26 protein-coding genes are annotated in these 22366 nt (G+C 69.4%); 11 read left to right on the top strand and 15 right to left on the bottom strand.

The annotated features are described in order from the left end of the window. Window positions 1–9 precede the first annotated feature (9 nt). Complete coding sequence (phoU, locus tag MTAB308_RS20080; RefSeq protein WP_077101490.1) at window positions 10–678, top strand: phosphate signaling complex protein PhoU; 669 nt, start codon at window positions 10–12, stop codon at window positions 676–678. Here the strand turns inward: phoU and pstB are convergent. From pstB to MTAB308_RS20050, 6 genes are all read right to left on the bottom strand, one after another. After that, window positions 675–1451 (bottom strand): phosphate ABC transporter ATP-binding protein PstB, encoded by a 777-nt coding sequence (gene pstB / locus MTAB308_RS20075; RefSeq protein WP_077101488.1) that lies wholly within the window; start codon window positions 1449–1451, stop codon window positions 675–677. The genes phoU and pstB overlap by 4 nt on opposite strands. Before the next feature lie 12 nt (window positions 1452–1463). After that, a complete protein-coding gene (gene pstA, locus MTAB308_RS20070; protein WP_077101485.1) occupies window positions 1464–2378 on the bottom strand; it encodes a phosphate ABC transporter permease PstA in 915 nt (304 codons plus the stop codon). Further along, window positions 2375–3412 carry a phosphate ABC transporter permease subunit PstC gene (pstC, locus tag MTAB308_RS20065; protein WP_425436290.1) on the bottom strand — a complete coding sequence of 346 codons (1038 nt, stop codon included), beginning with the start codon at window positions 3410–3412 and terminating at the stop codon, window positions 2375–2377. The genes pstA and pstC overlap by 4 nt, the downstream gene beginning before the upstream one ends. Window positions 3413–3456: 44 nt before the next feature. Next, entirely contained in the window at window positions 3457–4581 is a 1125-nt protein-coding gene (pstS, locus tag MTAB308_RS20060) for a phosphate ABC transporter substrate-binding protein PstS (RefSeq protein ID WP_077101481.1), read from the bottom strand. A gap of 147 nt (window positions 4582–4728) precedes the next feature. After that, on the bottom strand, window positions 4729–5652 hold the full coding sequence (mshD, locus tag MTAB308_RS20055) for a mycothiol synthase (protein ID WP_077101479.1): 924 nt from the start codon (window positions 5650–5652) through the stop codon (window positions 4729–4731). Beyond that, window positions 5649–6422, bottom strand: a complete 774-nt coding sequence (locus MTAB308_RS20050) for a winged helix-turn-helix transcriptional regulator (RefSeq protein WP_077101477.1) — start codon at window positions 6420–6422, stop codon at window positions 5649–5651. The genes mshD and MTAB308_RS20050 overlap by 4 nt, the downstream gene beginning before the upstream one ends. A 175-nt stretch (window positions 6423–6597) precedes the next feature. Between MTAB308_RS20050 and lmeA the strand changes: the two genes are divergently transcribed. The 7 genes from lmeA to MTAB308_RS20020 all read left to right on the top strand — a co-directional run bounded on the left by lmeA (window position 6598) and on the right by MTAB308_RS20020 (window position 10480). Then, a complete protein-coding gene (gene lmeA / locus MTAB308_RS20045) occupies window positions 6598–7410 on the top strand; it encodes a mannan chain length control protein LmeA (protein ID WP_077104554.1) in 813 nt (270 codons plus the stop codon). After that, window positions 7407–7823 carry a thioredoxin family protein gene (locus MTAB308_RS20040; RefSeq protein ID WP_077101475.1) on the top strand — a complete coding sequence of 139 codons (417 nt, stop codon included), beginning with the start codon at window positions 7407–7409 and terminating at the stop codon, window positions 7821–7823. The genes lmeA and MTAB308_RS20040 overlap by 4 nt, the downstream gene beginning before the upstream one ends. A gap of 29 nt (window positions 7824–7852) precedes the next feature. Further along, entirely contained in the window at window positions 7853–7945 is a 93-nt protein-coding gene (locus MTAB308_RS30620; protein WP_425436289.1) for an Ms5788A family Cys-rich leader peptide, read from the top strand. A 105-nt stretch (window positions 7946–8050) separates the two neighbouring features. After that, the gene (locus MTAB308_RS20035; RefSeq protein ID WP_077101473.1) at window positions 8051–8515 is read left to right on the top strand and encodes a DUF4395 domain-containing protein; all 465 of its coding nucleotides are present in this window, start codon (window positions 8051–8053) and stop codon (window positions 8513–8515) included. A gap of 36 nt (window positions 8516–8551) precedes the next feature. Continuing rightward, the gene (locus MTAB308_RS20030) at window positions 8552–9385 is read left to right on the top strand and encodes a sulfurtransferase (RefSeq protein WP_077101471.1); all 834 of its coding nucleotides are present in this window, start codon (window positions 8552–8554) and stop codon (window positions 9383–9385) included. A 1-nt stretch (window position 9386) separates the two neighbouring features. Beyond that, window positions 9387–9689: a DUF1416 domain-containing protein gene (locus MTAB308_RS20025; RefSeq protein ID WP_067883672.1), complete on the top strand. Its 303-nt coding sequence runs from the start codon at window positions 9387–9389 to the stop codon at window positions 9687–9689. A 143-nt stretch (window positions 9690–9832) separates the two neighbouring features. Next, complete coding sequence (locus MTAB308_RS20020; RefSeq protein ID WP_077101469.1) at window positions 9833–10480, top strand: heme-binding beta-barrel domain-containing protein; 648 nt, start codon at window positions 9833–9835, stop codon at window positions 10478–10480. A 250-nt stretch (window positions 10481–10730) separates the two neighbouring features. On the opposite strand, the gene MTAB308_RS20015 is transcribed toward MTAB308_RS20020, so the two are convergent. Continuing rightward, window positions 10731–11597 (bottom strand): aminodeoxychorismate lyase, encoded by an 867-nt coding sequence (locus tag MTAB308_RS20015; protein WP_108637457.1) that lies wholly within the window; start codon window positions 11595–11597, stop codon window positions 10731–10733. A 61-nt stretch (window positions 11598–11658) separates the two neighbouring features. Here MTAB308_RS20015 and ygfZ point away from each other — a divergent pair, with 61 nt between their 5' ends. Both ygfZ and MTAB308_RS20005 read left to right on the top strand, forming a co-directional pair. Continuing rightward, complete coding sequence (gene ygfZ / locus MTAB308_RS20010) at window positions 11659–12753, top strand: CAF17-like 4Fe-4S cluster assembly/insertion protein YgfZ (protein ID WP_077101465.1); 1095 nt, start codon at window positions 11659–11661, stop codon at window positions 12751–12753. Between the two features lie 147 nt (window positions 12754–12900). After that, window positions 12901–13095: a DUF3073 domain-containing protein gene (locus MTAB308_RS20005; protein ID WP_077101463.1), complete on the top strand. Its 195-nt coding sequence runs from the start codon at window positions 12901–12903 to the stop codon at window positions 13093–13095. 77 nt (window positions 13096–13172) lie between these two features. On the opposite strand, the gene purM is transcribed toward MTAB308_RS20005, so the two are convergent. The 6 genes from purM to MTAB308_RS19975 form a co-directional block, all read right to left on the bottom strand. Beyond that, window positions 13173–14267 carry a phosphoribosylformylglycinamidine cyclo-ligase gene (gene purM / locus MTAB308_RS20000; protein ID WP_077101461.1) on the bottom strand — a complete coding sequence of 365 codons (1095 nt, stop codon included), beginning with the start codon at window positions 14265–14267 and terminating at the stop codon, window positions 13173–13175. 71 nt (window positions 14268–14338) lie between these two features. Then, window positions 14339–15865, bottom strand: a complete 1527-nt coding sequence (gene purF / locus MTAB308_RS19995; protein WP_077101460.1) for an amidophosphoribosyltransferase — start codon at window positions 15863–15865, stop codon at window positions 14339–14341. Between the two features lie 125 nt (window positions 15866–15990). Continuing rightward, window positions 15991–16392 (bottom strand): sterol carrier family protein, encoded by a 402-nt coding sequence (locus tag MTAB308_RS19990; RefSeq protein WP_077101458.1) that lies wholly within the window; start codon window positions 16390–16392, stop codon window positions 15991–15993. A 4-nt stretch (window positions 16393–16396) separates the two neighbouring features. Further along, window positions 16397–17014: an Rv0804 family intramembrane glutamic endopeptidase gene (locus MTAB308_RS19985; protein WP_077101456.1), complete on the bottom strand. Its 618-nt coding sequence runs from the start codon at window positions 17012–17014 to the stop codon at window positions 16397–16399. After that, window positions 17011–19308, bottom strand: a complete 2298-nt coding sequence (purL, locus tag MTAB308_RS19980) for a phosphoribosylformylglycinamidine synthase subunit PurL (RefSeq protein WP_077101454.1) — start codon at window positions 19306–19308, stop codon at window positions 17011–17013. Before purL ends, MTAB308_RS19985 begins: the two co-directional genes overlap by 4 nt. Before the next feature lie 18 nt (window positions 19309–19326). Next, on the bottom strand, window positions 19327–20118 hold the full coding sequence (locus MTAB308_RS19975) for a helix-turn-helix domain-containing protein (RefSeq protein WP_077101452.1): 792 nt from the start codon (window positions 20116–20118) through the stop codon (window positions 19327–19329). 125 nt (window positions 20119–20243) lie between these two features. Here MTAB308_RS19975 and MTAB308_RS19970 point away from each other — a divergent pair, with 125 nt between their 5' ends. Continuing rightward, window positions 20244–20639, top strand: coding sequence for a nuclear transport factor 2 family protein (locus MTAB308_RS19970; protein ID WP_077101449.1), 396 nt, complete (start codon window positions 20244–20246; stop codon window positions 20637–20639). Between the two features lie 108 nt (window positions 20640–20747). Here the strand turns inward: MTAB308_RS19970 and MTAB308_RS19965 are convergent, their stop codons facing one another. Both MTAB308_RS19965 and MTAB308_RS19960 read right to left on the bottom strand, forming a co-directional pair. Then, a complete protein-coding gene (locus tag MTAB308_RS19965; protein ID WP_077101447.1) occupies window positions 20748–21095 on the bottom strand; it encodes a VOC family protein in 348 nt (115 codons plus the stop codon). 14 nt (window positions 21096–21109) lie between these two features. Then, the gene (locus MTAB308_RS19960) at window positions 21110–22366 is read right to left on the bottom strand and encodes a M18 family aminopeptidase (RefSeq protein ID WP_173842211.1); all 1257 of its coding nucleotides are present in this window, start codon (window positions 22364–22366) and stop codon (window positions 21110–21112) included.

The following is a 22366-nucleotide window of genomic DNA, read 5'->3' as shown; positions in this document are numbered from 1 at the left end:
CTTGGCGACATGCGGACCGCCTACCACGAGCAGCTTTCGGAGTTATCCGGGCGCCTCGGCGACATGTGCGGGCTGGCCGGGATCGCCATGGAGCGGGCAACCCAAGCCCTGCTGCAGGCCGATCTGGTGCTGGCCGAACAAGTGATTTCCGACCACGAAAAGATCGCGACGCTGAGCGCGCAAGCCGAGGAAAGCGCCTTCGTATTGCTGGCCTTACAGGCGCCGGTCGCCGGTGACCTCAGGTCCATCGTCAGCGCCATCCAGATGGTGGCGGACATCGACCGCATGGGCGCGCTGGCCCTGCACGTCGCCAAGATCGCCCGCCGACGGCATCCACAGCACGCGCTGCCCGAAGAGGTCAACGGGTATTTCGCCGAAATGGGCAGAGTCGCAGTGGAATTGGGCAATAGCGCGCAAGAGGTGGTGTTGTCCCGCGATCCGGAGAAGGCCGCGCGGATCCGAGAAGAAGACGATGCGATGGACGACCTGCACCGCCACCTGTTCTCGGTGCTGATGGACCGGGAATGGAAGCACGGTGTGGCGGCGGCCGTCGATGTGACGTTGCTGGGCCGGTTCTACGAGCGCTTCGCCGACCACGCGGTGGAAGTGGCGCGGCGCGTCATTTTCCAGGCGACGGGCAGGCTGCCCGAGGACGACACGAAACCACTGACGAGCTAGCCGAAGCGGCCCGAGATGTAGTCCTCGGTCGCCTTCTGGGTCGGGTTAGAAAAGATCTTTTCGGTGTCGTCGATTTCGACCAGCCGGCCGGGCTTTCCGACGGCCTCCAGGTTGAAAAACGCCGTCAGGTCGCTCACGCGGGCCGCCTGCTGCATGTTGTGGGTGACGATGACGATCGTGTAGTCCTGCTTGAGCTCGCTGATCAATTCCTCGATGGCCATCGTCGAGATCGGGTCGAGCGCGGAGCAGGGCTCGTCCATCAGCAACACATCGGGTTGCACGGCGATGGCGCGCGCGATGCACAGGCGCTGCTGTTGACCGCCCGACAGCCCGCCGCCCGGCTTGTCCAACCGATCCTTGACCTCGTCCCACAGGTTGGCACCGCGCAGCGAGTATTCGGCCGTCTCGTCGAGCAGCTTGCGGTTGCGCACCCCTTGCAGCTTCAAGCCGGCGACGACGTTGTCGCGAATTGACATGGCGGGGAACGGGTTCGGCCGCTGGAAGACCATCCCGATCGCGCGGCGCACCCCGACCGGATCGATACCGGGGCCGTAGATGTCTTGGTCGTCGAGCAGCACGCTGCCCTCAACCCGGGCGCCCGGAATCACCTCGTGCATCCGGTTCAGCGTGCGCAGGACGGTGGTCTTGCCGCAGCCCGATGGGCCGATGAACGCGGTCACGCTGCGGGGCAGAACCGACAACGTCACATCCGCGACCGCCTGGAACGACCCGTAATAGATGTTGACGGCTTTGAGGTCCAACCGCTTGGCCACTACTGCTCCTGCCTACGCCTTCTTGGGGGCATACCTTCGCGCGATCACCCTCGCCCCGGCATTGATGATCGCGATCACCAGGATGAGGGTCAACGCGGCACCCCACAACCGATCCGTGGGCACCGGGTCGATGCCCGCGCCCGCCGATGTCTGGTTATACATCATGCCGGGCAGCGACCCCATGAACCCGTGGAAAACGTTGAAGTTCATTGATTGTGAATAACCGATCAGAATCAGCAGCGGCGCAGTCTCACCCATCACTCTAGCCACCGCCAGCAGGATCCCGGTGATGATGCCGGACAACCCGCTGGGCAGGACGACCCTCGCGATCGTCTTCCACTTCGGGATCCCCAGCGCGTAGCTGGCCTCGCGGAGGTCGATCGGAACGATCCGCAGCATCTCCTCGGTGGCCCGCACGATCACCGGAATCATCAGCAAGACGAGGGCCAGGGACACCGCGAAACCGGAGCGGGGCAGCCCCAGCGTCGCCACCCACAGCGCGTAGCAGAACAACGCCGCCACGATCGAGGGAACGCCGGCGAGGATGTCCACCATGAACGTGGCCAGCCGGCCCAGGGCGGTGCCGCCACCGTACTCGACGAGGTAGATCGCCACCATGATCCCGATCGGCACGGAGATGACCGCGCACACCAGTCCTTGCAACAGCGTGCCGACCATCGCGTGGTAGGCGCCGCCGCCCGCCACGAAGGCCGTCATGCCCGCCTGCGAATGCGTCCACCATGCGGTCGTGGCAATCGCTCTGAACCCCTTGGCAATGACCGTGCCGAGCACCAACAGCAACGGTGTCACGGCGATCGCCATCGACAGCGTCATCAGGGCGGTCGCCAGCGTGTTGGCCGCGCGGCGACGGCGGCCGATCGCCGGGAAGGCCCGCGGCTTGAGGGGGCGGTCCAGCATCGAGGTCATCGGGCCCCCCGCGTGTTGCGGGCGCCCGCGACGGCATAGCGAGCCAGGGCGTCGACGAGGAAGGTGAGCACGAACAGCGCCAGTCCCGCGGCGATATAGGCACCGGCCTGGTAGCGGTCGTCGAATTCCGAGGCGGCGCCCGCGATCTTGGTCGCGAAGGTCGACCCGCCGTCGAACAGCGACCAGCCGAACGCGGCCTGGGTGCCCCGCAGGATGATCAGCAGCGCGACCGTCTCGCCGAGGGCACGGCCCAGGCCCAGCAGCGCACCGCTGACGTACCCGGATAGCCCGAACGGCAGCACGATCGTCCTGATCACTTCCCAGCGGGTGGCGCCGAGCGCCAGCGCGGCCTCGATCTCGTCGTTCGGGGTTTGCATGAACACCTCGCGGGTGACCGCGGTGACGATCGGCAAGATCATCACCGCCAACACGATCCCGCCAGTGAAGACGGTCCCGCCCCCCGCGACCGACGCGTTGCCGGTGGCGAACAGGAACCACCAGCCGAGGGTGTGATTCAGCCAGGTGGCGACGGGTCGCAGCTGCGGGGCCAGCACGTACAGGCCCCACACGCCGTAGACGATCGAGGGGACCGCGGCGAGCAGGTCGACCGCGTAGGCCAGCGGCGCGGCGACCCGGCGCGGAGCGTAGTGCGTGATGAACAGCGCAACGCCCAAGGCGATCGGCATGGCCAGCATCAAGGCGAACGCCGACACGAGCACGGTCACCTGGACCAGCTCGAGGATTCCGAAGTGCATGGCCGAGGTGTCGGTGGTGACCCAGTTGCCGGCGTAGCTGAAAAAGTTCTCCCGGTTGCGCTGCAAGGCCGGGATCGCGCGCAGCAACAGGAAGCCCCCGATCGCGGCGATCAGCACCACGATCAAAACCCCGGAACCTTGCGCCAGCCAACGAAAAACCTTGTCCCCCGGGCGCGGCTGGGCGCGTCCCCACGGGCTGATCGGCACCACCGGCGACTCGGGAAAGGGCGCGGCCACGACCGCACCCGAACCCGCAGCGGATGGGTCTGGCGTTATCACTGTGATCCCGTCACAGTCCTGCTGTCGCTCCTTGCGCCCGCCGGCTACCGGATCGCGTTGATCGCGGTAACCAATCGCTCCCTGACTTTATCGGGCAACGGCACATAACCGGCGGACGTAAGACCGCCCTGCCCGTTGGTCGCGGCCGCGCTCAGAAACGACTTGATCGCCGCCGAGGTGTCCGTGTCGTAGCCGCTCGAACACACGATCTCGTAGCTGGCCAGCACCAACGGGTAGGAATCCGCCCGCTCAGCGGTGTACATCGGGGACAGGTCGAGTACCAGATCGTTGCCGTCGGCCACGAAGGTGGCCGCCTGGGTGGCCTTGGCGGCGGTGTCGTTGGTCAGCGGCACCACGCCGTTACCCGTGTCGATCTGGGCGTACGGCATGCCGGCCTGGTCGGCGAACCCCTTCTCGACGTAGCCGATCGCGCCCGCGGTGACCCGCACGGCCTGGATCACTCCCGCCGACTTCGTGGCCCCTTCGCCGACGCCGCCCTGGAACTCGGTGCCCACCCCGCGGGTCCAGCTCTGCGGCGCGGCGGCCGTCAGATACTTCTGGACGTTGTCGGTCGTTCCCGACGAGTCCGCTCGGTAGATCGGCACGATCTTGGTGTCCGGCAGCGCCACGCCGGGATTGAGCGCCGCCAATATCGGGTCGTTCCACGCGGTGATCCTGCCGCTGAAGACCTTGGCGAGGGCATCACTGCTGAGGACCAACTTCGGCACGCCCGGCAGGTTGTACACGAGGGCGACCGGCCCGAACACCAGTGGTAGGTCCCAAGCCGGGTTTCCGTCGCAGCGTTTGGCGGCCGGGCCGATCTGGTCGGCGACCAGCGGCGAGTCGGATCCCGCGAAATCGACGTGGCCGGCGATGAACTGCTCGCGGCCGGCGCCCGACCCGGTGGGGTTGTACGCAACCGCCTTGCCCGGGCAGGACTGCCCCCACACCTGGTTGAACACCGACATCGCGTTCTGCTGGGCGGTCGAGCCCTCCGCCGTCAGGCCATTCTTGCCGGCGCAGCCCGCCGTGTCGGCCAACCCGGAGATCGCGGCCGTCGACGCGCCGCGGCGGTTGTCGTCGCCGCCGCACGCGGTCAACGTCGCACCGCAGATCGCAAGCGCCAACGCCGCGGCCGCCAACGCCCTGCCCTCCCCGTCGAGCCTCACCGATCTCGCTTTCTTGACGCGCTCCCCCCGACGCATGCAGGCGCCGCCGGCCGTCCCCAAGGGAGGTAGCCAACTCGCCGCGAAAGTATGCGTCGGTGCTGCCCACACAACTCGGTTGAGATGAATGCCGGGTGAACGATCGGCCCGTCAGCCGGTGGCCACCGCGTAAGCGGTGTCGACGCTGTAGGTGGCGAAGCCGAGGCGCTCATACGTTCGCACCGCGGCGACGTTGTCGGACTCGACGTACAGCATCACGGTGGGTTCGGCCGAACCGGCCAGCCGGCGTGCCAGGGCCTGAATCCCGATCGCGGTCAACGCCTGCCCGAGGCCCCGGCGCTGCGCCGACGGATCGACCCCGACGACGTAGACCTCGCCCAAGCCCGGTCGGTCGAGGTGCACCTTGGTCCAGTGGAAGCCCAGTAGCCTTCCCGCCTGATCGCTGTCGGGCGCGCCGAACGCCAGGAACAAACCCTCCGGGTCAAACCAGGGTTCGCCGCGCCGCTCGACCAGATCGGCCTCGGTCCACCCGCCCTGTTCGGGGTGTTGGGCGAACGCGGCGTTGTTGACGCGCAGCAGCTCCGCGTCGTCGGCCGTCCCCCGGTAGGTGCGAATTTCCACCCCGGCAACCGGCGGCACGGAGTCGGGGGAGTCCCGCAGGGAGCGTCGCATCTGGACGAGTTCGCGCACCGCGGTCAGCCCGAGCGCGGCGGCGGTCGCCCGGGCCGGCTCGAGGGTGCCGTGCGCCCAAAAGTGATTGCGCCCATCGGTTTTGGCCAGCGCCGCGCGTGCCATGGCAGTGCCGACGCCGCGCCGGCGCGCCTGGGGATGCACCACCAGTTCCGCCATCCCCGCACCGCCGTCACGGGGCGGGCTGAGATTCAGGTAGCCCGCGATCGTGCCCGGCCGGACACCGGTGGCCAGCAGATGTTCGGTGCGCTGGTGCCCCAGCTCGCGCAGCACCTGCTCGCCGACGGGGGCTACGCCATCGAATTGCGTTGCCGCCGAGACGAGTTCGCGCACAGTCTGCTGCTCGGTGGCGGTAAGAGCGGCGCGCCAGTCGGGCGAGCTCACTGACTGCGCAACGGGTCGCCGAGCGGCTCTTGCAGGTGCTCCGAATCGGGCTCGGCCTCGTCGGCGTCGGCCTCGGCGGGGTCCGCGATCGGGGGTCGACCGCGCGCCGGCCGGACGGCCTTGTAACCGACGTTGCGCACGGTGCCGATCAACGCCTCGTATTCGGGGCCGAGCTTGGCGCGCAGTCGACGCACGTGCACATCGACCGTGCGGGTGCCGCCGAAGAAGTCGTAGCCCCACACCTCGTGCAGCAACTGCGCCCGGGTGAACACCCGGCCGGCGTGCTGCGCCAGGTACTTCAGCAACTCGAACTCCTTGTAGGTGAGATCGAGCGGGCGGCCGCGCAGCCTGGCGGTGTAGGTGCCCTCGTCGATCACCAGCTCGCCCAGGCTGACCTTGCCCGCGCTTTCCTGGTCGGCCAGCCCGCCACGGCGCCCGACCACCAGCCGCAGCCGGGCGTCGATCTCGGCGGGCCCGGTACTGGGCAGCAGGATCTCGTCCAACCCCCAGTCGGCGCTCACCGCCACCAGCCCGCCTTCGCTCACCACGGCCAGGACGGGGACCGACCGGCCCGCGGTGCTCAGCAGCCGGCACAGGCCGCGCGCGGACGACAGGTCCGTGCGCGCGTCGACCAGCACGGCGTCCGCGGTCCCGGCCTCCAGTAACGAGGATGGCTCTGGCGGCGCCGTCCGGACGGTGTGAGGAAGCAGCGACAACGACGGCAGCACCGGATCGGGGTGCAGTTCCGAGGTCAGCAGTAGTAGCTCCAACTAGCCCCTCCATCTCGGGGGGAAGGCGTCTCCCATTTCGTAACGCCACGACGCGTTAGTTGCCAGGTCATGTAACGATAACGTGCCACCTGCCTTTTCGGGGTGGGGTGGGTGGCAGTGTGAGCCCCGCCACCGGGCGGCCGGCGACACGGTGGCCAGCGGATTACGCGACAATGTGCGGATGCGCAAGGTGCTGATCGGCGCGGCGGCGGCGGCGATCGCCGTGGCCGTACCGGTCGTCGGCGCCGTCGGCGCCGACTACGCAACCAGCATCTACGCCGAATACCGGCTGTCGACCAGCGTGCGCAGGGTGGCGCATCTCGGTTCCGACCCGTTCGTCGCGATCGTGGCGTTCCCCTTCATCCCGCAGGCGATGCGCCACCACTACAACCAGCTGGAGATCAAGGCCAACGCCGTCGATCACACGATGGTCGGCACGGCCACCCTCGAAGCCACCATGTACTCGGTGGACCTCACGCAGGCGTCCTGGCTGATCAGACCCGACGCGAAGCTGCCGGTGGGCAGGCTGGAGAGCCGCATCATCATCGACTCGACGCACCTGGGCCGCTACCTGGGCATCAGCGATCTGATGGTGGAGGCGCCCCCCAGGGAAACCAACACCGCGACCGGCGGCGTCACCGCATCGGGCATCTCCGACAGCCACGGGTTGGTGTTCAGCGGCACGCCGCACGCGGCGGGCTTCGAGCACCGGGTCAGCGTCTCGGCGGACCTTTCCATCGCCCCCGACGACCCCGCGACGCTGGTGATCACCCCGACCGGCGTCCTCACCGGGCCCGACACCGCCGATCAGCCCGTCCCGGACGACAAGCGGGATGCGGTGCTCCGCGCGTTCAGCACCAGGCTGCCCAACCAGCGGCTGCCGTTCGGAGTTGCGCCCACGACCGAGGGCGCGCGCGGCTCCGACGTCATCATCGAAGGGGTCGCCCGGGGAGTAACGCTCACCCTGGAAGGGTTTAAGCAGTCATGATCACCGTGCTTGCGGCCATCGTCGGAGCACTCGCCGTGGCTACCGTCGCCGGTTGGCTGTTGACCCGCGCATCGGGAAGGGTCCGCGAGATCCATGCCGATCCTGGCGGCGGACCCGACGCCGGCGAGCTGGCGTTGTCTCAGAGCGGGCCGACCATCGTGCACTTCAGCGCCCCATGGTGCGGGCCCTGCGATCGTGTTCGCCGGGTGGTCGGCCAGGTCTGCGAGGACATGGCCGAGGTAGCCCACGTCGAGATCGACCTGGACGCCAACCCGGCGACGGCCCGGCGCTTCTCGGTGCTGTCGCTGCCCACCACGCTGATCTTCGATGTCGAGGGACGACAGCGGTACCGCGCCTCCGGGGTGCCCAAGGCCGCGGACCTGCGTTCGGCGCTGCAGCCTCTGTTGGCCTGAGCACCACGTCATTGGGTAAGCTTGCCGACGTGTCAGCCCGCCTGGAGCCCATGCTCACCACGCGTCGCGCAGTCGATCTGTGCCGCATCGCGGGTTGTTGTTGTTGTTGCTGTAGCTGTTGAGTAGCAGCGCCCCGCGCGCACTCGGAGCAGCTTCGGACCCCTACCCAGGCTTCCAAGGCGTGCCCCCCGGCTTTCCGCGCAACAAGAATTTCTAGGAGTAGTCCCGTGCCAAGCAGCAATACCGCAGTGGAGCCCGACCGCGTCGACGTGCGCGGGCCCAGGTTCGCCGCCTGGGTGACGTCCGCGGTCCTCTTGCTCACGCTCATTGTGTCAGCCGCCAGCCCGTTGGCGGCTGCCGTCATTCTGGGGGCGCAGGCCCTGATCTTCGCGGTCGGCGCCCTCGGCGGGCCCCGGCGCCACCCCTACGGGCGCGTGTTTGCCCGCGCCGTGGCGCCCCGCCTGGGACCCGTCACGGAACGCGAACCCGTCGCGCCGCTGAAGTTTGCCCAACTCGTCGGCCTGATCTTCGCGGTCGTCGGTGTCGTGGGATTCGCCGTCGGCGCCTTTGTGCTCGGCCTGATCGCCACCGCGGCCGCGTTGGTGGCCGCCTTCCTCAACGCGGCCTTCGGCATCTGCCTGGGCTGCCAGCTCTACCCGTTGGTCGCACGCTTTCGACCGATCTCCGCATAACCCCTACGTCACAAGCAATCGAAAGGAACACCCACCATGGCACGCTCCGACGTCCTGGTCTCCGCGGACTGGGCCGAGAGCAATCTCGATGCCGGAAACGTCGTCTTCGTCGAAGTGGACGAGGACGCCAGCGCCTACGACACCGGCCACATCGCCGGCGCAATCAAGCTGGACTGGCGCACCGATCTGCAGGACCCCGTCAAGCGCGATTTCGTGGACGCACAGCAGTTCTCCAAACTGCTGTCCGACCGCGGCGTCTCCAACGACGACACGGTGGTCCTCTACGGCGGCAACAACAACTGGTTCGCCGCCTACGCCTACTGGTATTTCAAGCTGTACGGCCACGCCGACGTCAAGTTGCTCGACGGCGGACGCAAGAAATGGGAACTCGACGGGCGCCCGCTGACCACCGACACGGTGAACCGGCCGGCCACCTCCTACACCGCGGCGGCGCCGGACAACAGCATCCGGGCCTTCCGCGACGAGGTGATCGCGGCGATCAACGTCAAGAACCTGGTCGACGTGCGCTCCCCCGACGAGTTTTCGGGCAAGATCCTGGCGCCGGCACACCTGCCGCAGGAGCAAAGCCAGCGGCCCGGCCACGTCCCCGGCGCGATCAACGTGCCGTGGAGCAGGGCCGCCAACGAGGACGGCACCTTCAAGTCCGACGAGGAATTGGCCAAGATCTACGCCGACGCCGGGCTGGACGGCACGAAGGAAACCATCGCGTACTGCCGCATCGGGGAACGCTCGTCGCACACCTGGTTCGTGCTGCGGGAATTACTCGGCCACAAAAACGTCAAGAACTACGACGGCAGTTGGACGGAATACGGCTCCCTGGTGGGTGCCCCGATCGAGTTGGGAAGCTGATATGTGCTCTGGACCGAAGCAAGGACTGACGTTGCCCGCCAGCGTCGATCTGGAGAAGGAAACGGTCATCACCGGACGCGTTGTGGACGGCGCCGGCCAGGCGGTGGGTGGCGCGTTCGTCCGCCTGCTGGACTCCTCGGACGAGTTCACGGCCGAGGTGGTCGCGTCGGCCACCGGTGACTTCCGCTTCTTCGCCGCACCCGGGTCCTGGACGCTGCGCGCGCTGTCCCCGATCGGCAACGGCGACGCCGTGGTGGCGCCCTCCGGTGCGGGCATTCACGAGGTCGACGTCAAGATCGCCTGACGGACCGGCCGACCCCGGCGGCCGCGCGGCACGAATAGACTCGTGTGCGTGGTGCTCTTCTTCGAGATCATGCTGGTCATATCGGTCGTGGTCATCTCATGGTTCGCGCTGTACACCCTCTACCGGCTCATCACTGACGAGTCGTGAGTTCCGACGATCCCACGGCTTCCGGCGACCGCGCCGTGGCTGCCGCCGCCGAACGCGCCAAGGTGACCGCTGCCCGCAACATCCCGGCCTTCGACGACCTGCCGGTCCCCGCCGACACCGCGAACCTGCGCGAAGGTGCCAACCTCAACGACGCGCTGCTGGCGCTGCTGCCGCTGGTCGGAGTGTGGCGCGGCGAGGGCGAGGGCCGCGGACACGACGGGGACTATCGGTTCGGCCAGCAGATCGTGGTCAGCCACGACGGCGGCGACTATCTCAATTGGGAAGCGCGGTCCTGGCGGCTCGACGACACGGGCAACTACCAGGAACCCGGCCTGCGCGAGAGCGGCTTCTGGCGCTTCGTCAGCGACCCCGACGATCCGACCGAATCGCAGGCCATCGAGCTGTTGTTGGCCCATTCGGCCGGTTACATCGAGTTGTTCTATGGGCGGCCCCGCACGCAATCGTCGTGGGAACTCGCCACGGACGCCCTGGCCCGCAGTCGTTCCGGCCTCCTGGTCGGTGGCGCCAAGCGCCTGTACGGGATCGTCGAAGGCGGTGATCTGGCCTACGTCGAGGAGCGGGTGGACGCCGACGGCGGCCTGGTGCCGCATCTTTCGGCGCGGCTGTCGCGCTTTGCCGGATAGTCGCCCGCCAGTGTCCTGACATGGAGCGGCCCCCGAGCAAAAGCTCCTGGTTGGACTGACCGGAAGCTCGGGGGCCGGGTGGCTACGGGGAATTCGCCAGCGTGCGTTGAACGCCGACTCTTCCGAGCCAGTGCAGCTAGCGCGTAGCCACCTCACATGTCCATGAAGCTATCAATTCGCGGACCACCTCCTTCCTTGTGTACGGCCGAAGTTACCCGCCATTGCGCGAAGCGACAACCGAATTCAGCGCTCAGCGATCGCTGACGATGGCCGCGTCGACCAGTTCGGCGAATTCGGTGGCGATCGGAGACCGCAGCAGCCGCCGACCGTCCAGCGTGTGCACGCGCGCCGCCAGGGTCATGCTCGATATCAGCCAGATCCCCTGGGCGGCATGCAGATCCGCGGCCCGCAGCGCGCGGTAGTCGCAGTCGTAGCCCTTGGCCCGCGCCACCTCGAAGAGGGCCTGTTGCGTGGTGCCCCGCAGGATCGGGTACCAGGGCGGCGGGGTCAGCAGGCAGGGGGTGCCGTCCGCGCCGGCGTCGGTGGCGATCGCCACCGTCGAGCGGGGGCCCTCCAGGATGTAGCCGTCGGAGCTGACGAAGATGACGTCGCCGGCGCCCTGGCGGTCGGCGTGCCGCAGGGCGGCCATGTTGACCGCGTAGGACAGCGTTTTGGCGCCGGCCAGCAGCCACGGCATGGCGTCGGCGGCGTTGGCCGGCAACCCGCGGTCGAGGGTGATCGCCGCGAGCCCGTCGCGGCGAACCGCGGTCACCCTGTCCGGGACGGGGTTGACCATCACGTAGGCGCTCGGCGCCGAACCGCTTTCGCGGCCGCGGCTGTAGATCAGGCGCATCGCGCCTTCGTCGGCGGTGCCCGCGGCCCACCGGCGCGTGGCCTCCTCGATGGCATGCCGCCAGCCGGGAAGGTCCGGCGCGGGCAGGTCCATCAATTTGGCCGAATGGGTGAGCCGCTGCAGATGCGACTCCACCAGGCAGGCCCGGCCGTCGCGGATCAGCAGCGTCTCGAAGATCCCGTCGCCGCGGACCGCGGCCAGGTCGTCGGCGTGCAGCAGCGGCGTCCCCGGCGGATGGATCCCACCGTCCAGCGTGACGATCACACCCGTCCGGTCGGCCATGGAGGGTAAGCCTAGCCGCGCGCCGGGTCCGTAGAGTTGTCGTGTGACTGCAGTTCCCGCACCCGATCCCGGCCCCGACGCCGGCGCGGTCTGGCATTACGGCGATCCGCTCGGCGAGCAGCGCGCCGCCGAGACCGAGGCGGTGGTGATCGACCGCTCACACCGCGCGGTGCTCACCCTCACCGGCAAGGACCGGCAGGCCTGGCTGCACAGCATCTCCACCCAGCACGTGAGCGAACTCGCCGAGGGCGCCAGCACGCAGAACCTCAGCCTCGACGGCCAGGGCCGCGTCGAGGACCACTGGATCCAGACGGAGCTGGGCGGCACGACGTACCTCGACACCGAGCCCTGGCGGGGCGAGCCGCTGCTGGCCTATCTGCGCAAGATGGTCTTCTGGTCCGAGGTCACCCCGGCCGGCGCGGACATGGCGGTGTTGTCGCTGCTGGGTCCGCGGCTGGCGGACCGCGCGGTGCTCGACGCGCTCGGCCTTGACGCCCTCCCCGCCGAGCTCACCGCGGTTTCGGTCCCCGGGGGCGGTTTTGTGCGGCGGATGCCCGCCGCACCCGCGGGCCCGATCGAGCTGGACCTGGTGGTGCCGCGCGGCGAGGCGGCCGGCTGGCTGAACCGCCTGACCCGGGCCGGGTTGCGGCCGGCCGGGGTGTGGGCCTACGAAGCCCACCGGGTGGCGGCGCTGCGCCCGCGCCTCGGCGTCGACACCGACGAGCGCACGATCCCCCACGAGGTGGGTTGGATCGGCGGTCCCGGTGAGGGGGCGGTACATCTGGACAAGGGCTGCTATCGCGGGCAGGAGACCGTTGCGCGGGTGCACAACCTCGGTAAACCGCCTCGGATGCTGGTGCTGTTGCACCTCGACGGCTCGGTCGAGCGGCCCTCGACGGGTGATGCGGTGCTGGCCGGCGGTCGTGCCATCGGGCGGCTCGGAACCGTCGTCGATCATGTGGACCTCGGGCCGGTGGCGCTGGCATTACTCAAGCGCGGGGTGCCGGCCGACACCGCGTTGACGACCGGCCCCGAGGCCGCGGTCGCCGCGGTCATCGACGCCGATTCGCTGCCCGCCACGGAACACGTCGGTGCGGGCCGGCGAGCCGTTGAACGGTTGCGGGGCGGTGCGAGATAATCCTCGATGAGGTCCGCCACAGCGGGCAGGGGTCGCCGACACCCGACCGTAAGGCACGGTAAACTGTCGGCAGGACAATAACGACACCAAGAGATCGGAGCCGCCTACTCGTTAGGCCGCTCCGTTATTGCGCGAGGGGGTTCCCCCATGGGCCGCGGCCGGGCGAAGGCAAAGCAGACCAAGGTTGCTCGAGAACTCAAATACAGTTCCCCGCAGACCGACTTCCAGCGGCTTCAGCGCGAGCTGTCGGGAACGGACGCCGACGAATCCAACGAACTGGACGACTCGGACGGACTACCCGCGGGCAATTCTTGGGACGACCACGACGAGTGGCGCCGCTAGGACCGGAAACCGCTGTGCCGATGCGCTGAGCATCGGCACAGTGCTCGTTACGACTCAGTCTCGGCCAGTTTCGGCCATCAGAAGCGCGGGTGTTGGCCGACCAGCGTGGCCCGCGGGCCGTCTTTCCCGCCTTTGCCGACGGTGCCCAGCACCCAGCAATCCAGATGCCGCGCGGTCAGGATGGCAAGCGCCCGGTCGGTGTCCTCCGGCGCGACGACGGCGATCATGCCGACGCCCATGTTGAACGTCTTCTCCATCTCCGGCCGCGTCACCCGGCCGCGCTGGGCGATCATCGCGAACACCGGCGCCGGCGTCCAGGTGCCGCGGTCGACTTCGGCGACGAGCCCGGGCGGAATGACGCGTTGCAGGTTGCCGGCCAAGCCTCCGCCGGTGACGTGGCAGAACGTGCGCACGTGGGTTTCGGCGGCGAGCGCCAGGCAGTCTTTGGCGTAAATGCGGGTGGGCTCCAACAGTTCCTCGCCCAGCGTGCGGCCGAACTCTTCCACGTAACCGGCCAGGTTCATCCGGTCGATCTCGAGCAGGACCGTGCGGGCCAGCGAGTACCCGTTGGAATGCAGGCCCGATGAGCCCATCGCGATGATGACGTCGCCGGGCTTGACCCTGTCGGGGCCCAGCACGTCGTCGGCCTCCACGACGCCCACGCCGGTCGCCGAGATGTCGTAGTGGTCCGGCTCCATCAGGCCGGGGTGTTCGGCGGTTTCGCCGCCCAGCAGTGCGCACCCGGCGCGCACACAACCCTCGGCGATGCCGCCGACGATCGCGCTCAGGCGCTCCGGCACCGTGCGGCCGACCGCGATGTAGTCCTGCAGGAACAGCGGTTCGGCGCCGCACACGACGAGGTCGTCGACCACCATCGCGACCAGGTCGAGGCCGACGGTGTCGTGCTTGTCCATCGCCTGGGCGACCGCCAGCTTGGTGCCGACCCCGTCAGTCGAGGCCGCCAGCACCGGCTCGCGGTAATCGCCGCGCAACGCGAACAACCCCGCGAACCCCCCCAGCCCCCCGCGCACCTCGGGTCTGGTCGCCTTGGTGGCGAGCGGTTTGAACAAGGCCACGGCGCGGTCACCGGCTTCAATGTCCACCCCGGCCGACGCGTAGGTGATGCCCTGGCTGCCCGGGTTTCGTCCGGGGCTTTTTCCGGGATCCGTCATCGCGATAAAGGCTACCGGGCTGCGCTCGGCGCCGGTATCACGCGTCTGTGAACCAACGAGAACCCACAGGGTCAGCGCACGACGGGAACTTCATCGGGCGCCAGGTCGTCGAACGCGGCTCCGCGCGCGGCGTTGGTGAGCATGTGCTCGATGACGTTCTTGCCCAGCGCGTTTTCCCCGGGCAGTTCGATCGGATACTTGCCGTCGAAGCAGGCGGTGCACAGCCGCGACCCCGGCTGCTCGGAGGCCGCGACCAGCCCCCGCAGCGAGACGTAGCCCAGCGTGTCGGCCCCGATGGCGTGCCGCACCGCCTCGAGCATTTCCTCTTTGTCTTCCACGGCGTTGGCGATCAACTCGGCCGGCGACGGGAAGTCGATGCCGTAGAAGCACGGCCACTTCACCGGCGGCGACGCGATGCGCACGTGCACTTCGAGGGCGCCGGCCTCGCGCAGCATGCGCAACAGGGCCCGCTGGGTGTTGCCCCGCACGATCGAGTCGTCGACGACGATCAGCCGCTTGCCGCGGATCACCTCTTTGAGCGGGTTGAGCTTAAGCCGGATGCCGAGCTGGCGGATGGTCTGCGAGGGCTGGATGAAGGTGCGCCCGACGTAGGCGTTCTTCATCAGGCCCTGGCCATACGGGATCCCGGACTCCTGGGCGTATCCGACGGCGGCCGGGGTGCCCGATTCGGGCACGCCGATCACCAGGTCGGCTTCCACGGGGCTTTCGCGCGCCAGCCGGCGCCCGATCTCGACCCGGGTGGCGTGCACCGATCGGCCCGCGATCGTGCTGTCCGGTCGTGCCAGATAGACGTATTCGAAGACGCACCCCTTGGGCTCGGGATTGGCGAATCGCGTCGAACGCACGCCGTCGGCGTCGATGGCCAGCAGCTCGCCCGGCTCGATGTCGCGCACGAACGAGGCGCCGACGATGTCGAGCGCGGCGGTTTCGGACGCCACCACCCAGCCGCGGTCCAGCCGTCCGAGGCACAGCGGCCGCACCCCGAACGGATCGCGGCACGCATACAGCGTGTTCTCGTCCATGAACGTCAGGCAGAAGGCCCCGCGCACGGTCGGCAGCAGTTCCAGCGCCGCCTGTTCCAGCGTGGAATCGGCCGCGCCGTGGGCCAGCAGCGCGCCCAGGATGTCGGAGTCGGTCGTGGCGGGGGCCGGGCATCGGGTGCCGATCAAGCCCGCGTCGCGCGCGCGTGTGGCGAGTTCGGCAGTGTTGACCAGATTCCCGTTGTGCCCCAAGGCAACCCCGGTGCCGGCGGCGGTGTTGCGGAACACCGGCTGCGCGTTCTCCCACGTCGTGTCGCCCGTGGTGGAGTAGCGGCAGTGCCCGATCGCGACGTGGCCCTGCATCGCGGCCAGCGTTTGCTCGTCGAACACCTGGCTGACCAGGCCGAGGTCTTTGAAGACCAATACCTGGGATCCGTCGGCGACGGCGATTCCCGCGGCTTCCTGCCCGCGATGCTGCAGCGCGTAGAGGCCGTAGTAGGTGAGTTTGGCGACTTCCTCGCCCGGGGCCCATACCCCGAATACGCCGCACTCTTCACGGGGGGAGTTCAGGTCCTGCTCGGGCTCCTGGACGGTCACGGTTCGGCGGCTCCCTGGCGAACGATTGGTGACGTAAGGGAGTCTACGGGCTGGACGGTCGTGGCGCCGAATCCGACCGGCGTGTTGGGCGCCGAAAATCGCTCTTAAAACCCTAAACCTGCAGTTCAGACTTGTGTTTCGCCCACGTCGAACAACGGCAGCCAGTGGCCGATCTCACCCGCTCGGGAGCCCGACAGGGTCACCGCCCCGGTGCCCGCGGCCTCCTCGAGCCGCACCAGCCCGGTGGCCAGCAGCAGCCAGGTGCGCGGGTCGGCCTCCACGACGTTGGGTGGTGTGCCGCGGGTGTGGCGCGGGCCCGTGATGCATTGGACGGCGGCGAAAGGCGGGATCCGGACCTCGACGCTGGCGCCGGGCGCGACGGCCGCCAGCGTGCGCGCCGTGAGCCGGACCGCGGCGGCCAGGGCATCCCGGTCGGGCGCCGCGCGGGAGTCGTCGCGCAGCCAGTCCACGACGGCCAGCACCGCCTGACGGGTCTTTGCCGGGTCGGCTCGTTGGCGGGCGGCCATGGCCCTAGCGTCGCACGGTCAGCGCGGCGACTGCGCCGGCCTCGTTGATCGCCAGATGCGCCAGCATCGGCGCGGCGAGGCTGCCGGAGCGCTCGGCAAGCCAGCCGAACACCCAGCCCGCGACGCCGGTGACCAGTACGGTCCCCACCACCGGGTCGCCCGCCGCGCGGGCGTCGGCGATGTGGGACAGGCCGAAGGCGCTTGCCTGCAGCAACCTTCCGCCGCGCGTGCCGAACGCGGCGGCGCCGGCGGCGCCCAGCGCCGAGCGGAAGGCCGCCTCCTCGGCCCAGACCGTGCCCAGCGGGATCCGCAGCAACAGCCACGCGGGCGCCGACGCCGGGGGTTCGCGCACGGCCATCCCAGCGCGCACGGCGGGCACCGCCGTCGAGGCGGCGATCGCGGTCGTCGCCACCGAACCGGCCACCGACCCCAGCCGTACCCCCGCCCACAGCCGCGGCGGGCGGAGGCCCAGCGGCGCACGCGTCACCGCGATCAGCAGCGCGCCCACCACCGCCTGCAGGGTGACACGCGCGACGGCGGGTAGCCGCGGGCTGACAAAGCTCCAGCCGACGAGCGCGGTGGCCATTGAGACGGCCAATGACAGCGCGTTGAGCCGCCTCATCCAAAGAAACGCGGCAGCACCGACTCTGACGTCTCGCGCAGTTGCGCCAGGGACACCGTGAACAAGCCCTGAATCTCCACCGCGTCCGAGTCCTGATCGACGACGCCGATGCGCACCGCGGGCAGCCCCCGCGCCTCGCACATCGCGCGGAAGCGGCTCTCCTCGGTGCGCGGCACCGCCACCAGCACCCGGCCCGCCGACTCCGAGAACAATGTCACGAAGGGGTCGGCGTCCTCGGGAAGCACGATGCGGCAACCGGTTTCACCCGCCAGCGCCGACTCGACGATGGCCTGGGCTAAGCCGCCCTCGGACAGGTCGTGTGCGGCGGATACCAGCCCGTCGCGCGACGCCGAGGCCAGCACCTCGGCCAGCAACTTTTCCCGCGCCAGGTCGACCCGGGGCGGCAGACCGCCCAGGTGGTCGGCGGTCACCTGGGCCCAGACGGAACCGTCGAACTCGTCGCGGGTGTCGCCCAGCAGCAGCAGGGTTTCGCCCGGTTCGGTGCCCAGGCCGGTGGGGATGCGCCGGGCGACGTCATCGATCACGCCGAGCACGCCCACCACCGGCGTGGGCAGGATCGCCGCCGACCCGGTTTGGTTGTAAAAGCTGACGTTGCCGCCGGTCACCGGAATCCCAAGGGCCGCACAACCATCGGCCAGGCCCCGCACCGCCTGCGAGAACTGCCACATCACCCCCGGGTCCTCGGGCGAACCGAAGTTGAGGCAGTTGGTCACCGCGACCGGGGTCGCACCCGTGACGGCGACGTTGCGGTACGCCTCGGCCAGCGCGAGCTGGGCCCCGGCGTAGGGGTCCAGCAGCGTGTAGCGCCCCGACGCGTCGGTCGACACCGCGATGCCGCGGCCGGTCGACTCGTCGACGCGCAGCACGCCGCCGTCGGCATGCTCGGCCAGCACGGTGTTGCCTCGCACGTAGCGGTCGTACTGCTCGGTGATGAACGCGCGGCTGCACAGATGCGGACTGCCCAGCAGCGCAAGCAAAGTCGCGCGCAGCTCGTCGCCGGTGGAAGGACGCGGCAGGCCCGTCGAGCGGTCCGCGTTCAGGGCGTCCTGCGATTCGGGGCGCGCGACCGGCCGCTGGTACACCGGCCCCTCGTGGGCCACGGTGCGCGGCGGCACGTCCACGACGGTCTCGCCGCGCCAGGTGATCCGCAACCGGTCGCCGTCGGTGACCTCGCCGATGACGGTGGCCAGCACTTCCCATTTGCGGCACACCGCCATGAAGGCGTCCACGTTCTCCGGGGCCACCACCGCGCACATGCGCTCCTGCGACTCGCTGCAGAGCACCTCGGCGGGTGTCATCTCCTTGGCCCGCAGCGGCACCGCGTCGAGTTGGACGGCCATACCACCGTCCCCGGCCGATGCCAATTCGGAAGTGGCGCAGGCCAATCCGGCCCCGCCGAGGTCCTGGATGCCGATCACCAGCCCGCCCGCGTACAGCTCGAGGCAGCACTCGATGAGCACCTTCTCCATGAAGGGGTCGCCCACCTGAACCGAGGGCAGCTTCTTGCGGGATCCGGTGCTGTCGAACGTGTCCGACGCCAGCACCGACACGCCGCCGATGCCGTCCAGCCCCGTGCGCGCGCCGAACAGGATGATCTTGTTGCCGGCACCCGAGGCGAACGCCAAATGCAAATCCTCCTGGCGCAATACGCCGACGCACATCGCGTTCACCAACGGGTTGCCGGCGTAGCACGCGTCGAAGACGGTCTCGCCGCCGATGTTGGGCAGGCCCAGCGAGTTGCCGTAGCCGCCGATGCCGCGCACCACGCCGTCGACCACGCGGCGGGTGTCCGGGGCGTCGGCGGCGCCGAACCGCAGCTGGTCCATCACGGCGACCGGCCGCGCGCCCATCGCCATGATGTCGCGCACGATGCCGCCCACGCCGGTCGCCGCGCCCTGGTACGGCTCGACGTAGGACGGGTGGTTGTGCGACTCCACCTTGAAGGTGACCGCCCAGCCGTCGCCGATGTCGACGACGCCGGCGTTCTCGCCGATGCCGGCGAGCATGCCCGCGCGCATCTCGTCGGTGGTGGTCTCACCGAAGTAGCGCAGGTGCACCTTCGAGGACTTGTAGGAGCAGTGCTCGCTCCACATCACCGAGTACATCGCGAGCTCGGTGTCGGTGGGCCGGCGGCCCAGGATCTCGCGGATCCGCTGGTACTCGTCGTCTTTGAGGCCCAGCTCGTGGAAGGGTTGCGGCTGGTCGGGCGTGGTGGCGGCGTGTTCGACGGTGTCGACGGTGTGGGTGCGCGCGCTCGTCCCGGAGACAGTCACCCGACCAGTGTAAGAGCGCTACCTGCCGCGCAGCAGCCTGGCGCTTTCGGCGTCGGCCGGATAGAACAGCTCGACGGCCAATTCGGCGAGCGTGACATCGAGTGGGGTCCCGAACGTCGTCAGCGTGGTGAACATCGACAGCGGTTGCCCCCCGCCGACGTCCAGCACGAAGGGGATGAGCAGCCCGCCGGCGCCGTCCGGTGACGCGCCGCGCGCCGTGGCGGCGCCCGCGACCCCCGGATACCCGCGCACCTCGTCGTCGAGCGCCTGCAACCCCGGGTCGCCGGTGAGCGCGATCGTGCGCCGGAGCTGGTGCAGCAGATAACCCGCCCACTCGGGGAAATTCAGGGTCCGCCCGGCGAGGCCGTCGGGGTGCAGCGACAGCCGGTAGACGTTGGCCGGTGGGCCGAGCAGATCGTCGGGCAGGCCCGCGGTCAGCGCGGACGCGGCGGTATTGGTTCCCACGATGTTCCAGCAGCGGTCGATCACGATGCCGGGGTAGGGGTCGTGGGCATCGAGGAGGCGCTGCACCGCGTCGCGGGCCGGGGACAGCGCGGCATCCTCCAGCGGACGCGACGGGTAACGGGGCGCGAAGCCGGCCGCAAGCAGCAGCGTGTTTTGCTCGCGCAGCGGAACGTCGAGACCCTCGGCGAGGGCGAGCACCATCTCCGGGCTGGGGCGCGAGCGCCCCGTCTCGATGAAGCTCAGGTGCCGCGCCGACACCCCGACGGTCAGCGACAGGTCGAGCTGACTCACGCGTCGACGCTCCCGCCATTCGCGCAACAGGGCACCGACCGCCGCGTGGCTCACCAAGCCACGGTAACCACGCCGGTGTACCGGTAGCGATGACCTCGGAGGTAATTGTGCCGCCGCACGCCGCCGCGACACGCTTGGCGGGACGCGCTCGATCGGAGCGCCCGACCCAAGGAGGAACGATGACCGACATCCAATCCGTCCCCAAGTTCAGCGCCGAGGTGTTCGCCGCGTACTGGGCGGCGCCCACCATGTCGCGCGGCTTCGACATCCTGGCCGACGACATCGTGGGCTACTGGCCGGGCGATGCCGAACCGGTCCGGGGCATCGAGCCCTACACGGCCAAGATCGCCGAAATACTCGACGCCGCACCGGATTTGAAGCTCGAGGTCATCGACAGCGCCACCGTGCCCGGCCCCGTCGCGGGTGAGGAGCTGGTGTTTTTGCACTACGTCGGCCGGGGTACCGGGCCCGACGGGCCGTTCCGCATCCGCGGGATCGACCGGGTTCGCACCCGCGACGGGATCGTCGTGGAGAACGTGATCCGCTACGACCCGCCGATCCTCCCCCGGGGCTGAACGGCGGCCGGGGCTCGAGTGTGCGCTCACGTACTTATGTGTGCGCCGACGGCGAAAATCCGGCGATTTTCCCGCCCTACGCGCACACCGAACGCCGTGGGCGCACACTCACTGGCGCACCACGCAAAAGGCGTTGCCCTCGGGATCGGCCAGCACCACCCAGCGGAATTTGTCACCGAAGTTGTGCCGTCCCAGTTCGGTTGCCCCGGCCGCCGTCAGCCGCGCCACCTCGGCGTCGACGTCGGCCGCACCCAAGTCGAGGTGCACCCGGTTCTTTCCGGGCGTGGGATCCGGCACCTTCTGGAAGCCGAGCCGCAGCCCTTCCGGAAAAATCACCGCGACGAACTCCTCGGCGAGGATGACGTGCGTCGTCCCACCGAACTGCTCGGCCCACCAACCGGCCAGCCCCGCGGGATCGCTGCAGTCGAAGGTGACCATTTCTACGTTGAGCGTCATGGCCGGATCGTAGGTCAGCGCGGCGACAGAAAGGCTTGCAGCGCCGCCGAATAGGCGGCCACGTCCTGCGCGCCCATCAACTCCCGCGCGGAATGCATGGCCAGCTGTGGGGCCCCGACATCGACGGTCGGGATGCCGGTGCGCGCGGCGGCCAGCGGCCCGATCGTCGAGCCGCACGGCAGGTCGGCGCGGTGCTCGTAACGTTGCAGTACCACCCCGGCCTGCCGGCAGGCCAGCTCGAACGCCGCCGCGGTGCGCCCGTCGGTGGCATAGCGCAGATTGGGGTGCACCTTGAGCACCGGCCCGGCGTTCACCTCGATCAGGTGGCCGGGCTCGTGCCGTTCCGGGTAGTTGGGGTGGGTGGCGTGCGCCATGTCGGCCGAAGCCAACAGCGACGCCGGCAGCCGGCGCAGGAAGTCCTCCCGGTCCCCGCCCGCGGCCAACACGATCCGCTCCAGCACGGCGCTCAGCAGGTTGGACTGCGCGCCGCGGTCGGAGGTCGATCCCACCTCCTCGTGGTCGAAGAGCACCAGCACCGGCACGAACGCCGCCGGGCCGGCGGAGACCAACGCCTCCGTCCCCGCGTAGCAGCTGGCCTGGTTGTCCAGCCGGGGCGCGCTGAGCAGTCCGGCGTCGGCGCCGATCACCGCCGACGGGGTCAGGTCGTGCGTCATCAGGTCGGCGCTCAGCACATCTCTCGCCGCCACTCCCGCCCGCTCGGCGACGTAGTCGATGAACGAACCCCGTTGTTCCCCAACGCCCCAGACCGCGTTGACGTGTCGCTGCGGGTCCAGAGTCACGGATTTGCGGTCCTCGGCCAAGTGGATCGCCAGCTGCGGCACCCGCAAGATCGGGTCGTCGATCCGGACCAGCCGATGGTCGATCCCGTTCCCGTCCCGCACCGACAGCCGCCCGCTGATGCCCAGGTCGCGGTCCAGCCAGGAGTTCAGCCACGCGCCGCCGTACGGCTCCAGCGCCACCACCCGCCAGCCGGCGACCAGCCGGTCCGGGTGCTGCTTGACCCGCAGGTTGGGGCTGTCGGTGTGCGCGCCGACGATTCGGAAAGGACCGTCGGCCCCCTCGGAGTTCCAGGCGACCAGCGAGCCGCCCCGCACGATGAAGTAGCGGCCGGGTTGCCCGGGCCAACGGTCGGTCTCGGCGAGTTCGGCGTAGCCGGACGCGGCCAGCCGGGCGGCCGCCGTGGCGCAGGCGTGAAACGGCGACGGGGATGCGTCGATGAATTCGCAGAGGCCTGCGGCTCCGGCCGGCAT

The sequence above is a fragment of the Mycobacterium terramassiliense genome (assembly GCF_900157385.1).
Lineage (GTDB): Bacteria > Actinomycetota > Actinomycetes > Mycobacteriales > Mycobacteriaceae > Mycobacterium > Mycobacterium terramassiliense.
Note: the sequence above shows the minus strand (reverse complement) of the source record. Positions and strands in the feature narration are given on the sequence as shown.

What these genes read in the sequence shown, in the direction of transcription:
- MTAB308_RS20025 (WP_067883672.1), top strand. Translation starts at nt 9,387, where the DNA reads ATGTGCTCTGGACCGAAGCAAGGACTGACGTTGCCCGCCAGCGTCGAT.
- pstA (WP_077101485.1), bottom strand. Translation starts at nt 2,378, where the DNA reads ATGACCTCGATGCTGGACCGCCCCCTCAAGCCGCGGGCCTTCCCGGCG.
- MTAB308_RS19965 (WP_077101447.1), bottom strand. Translation starts at nt 21,095, where the DNA reads ATGACGCTCAACGTAGAAATGGTCACCTTCGACTGCAGCGATCCCGCG.
- MTAB308_RS19970 (WP_077101449.1), top strand. Translation starts at nt 20,244, where the DNA reads ATGACCGACATCCAATCCGTCCCCAAGTTCAGCGCCGAGGTGTTCGCC.
- MTAB308_RS19990 (WP_077101458.1), bottom strand. Translation starts at nt 16,392, where the DNA reads ATGGCCGCCCGCCAACGAGCCGACCCGGCAAAGACCCGTCAGGCGGTG.
- MTAB308_RS20030 (WP_077101471.1), top strand. Translation starts at nt 8,552, where the DNA reads ATGGCACGCTCCGACGTCCTGGTCTCCGCGGACTGGGCCGAGAGCAAT.
- purM (WP_077101461.1), bottom strand. Translation starts at nt 14,267, where the DNA reads ATGACGGATCCCGGAAAAAGCCCCGGACGAAACCCGGGCAGCCAGGGC.
- MTAB308_RS19960 (WP_173842211.1), bottom strand. Translation starts at nt 22,366, where the DNA reads ATGCCGGCCGGAGCCGCAGGCCTCTGCGAATTCATCGACGCATCCCCG.
- MTAB308_RS20040 (WP_077101475.1), top strand. Translation starts at nt 7,407, where the DNA reads ATGATCACCGTGCTTGCGGCCATCGTCGGAGCACTCGCCGTGGCTACC.
- MTAB308_RS20005 (WP_077101463.1), top strand. Translation starts at nt 12,901, where the DNA reads ATGGGCCGCGGCCGGGCGAAGGCAAAGCAGACCAAGGTTGCTCGAGAA.
- phoU (WP_077101490.1), top strand. Translation starts at nt 10, where the DNA reads ATGCGGACCGCCTACCACGAGCAGCTTTCGGAGTTATCCGGGCGCCTC.
- MTAB308_RS19985 (WP_077101456.1), bottom strand. Translation starts at nt 17,014, where the DNA reads ATGAGGCGGCTCAACGCGCTGTCATTGGCCGTCTCAATGGCCACCGCG.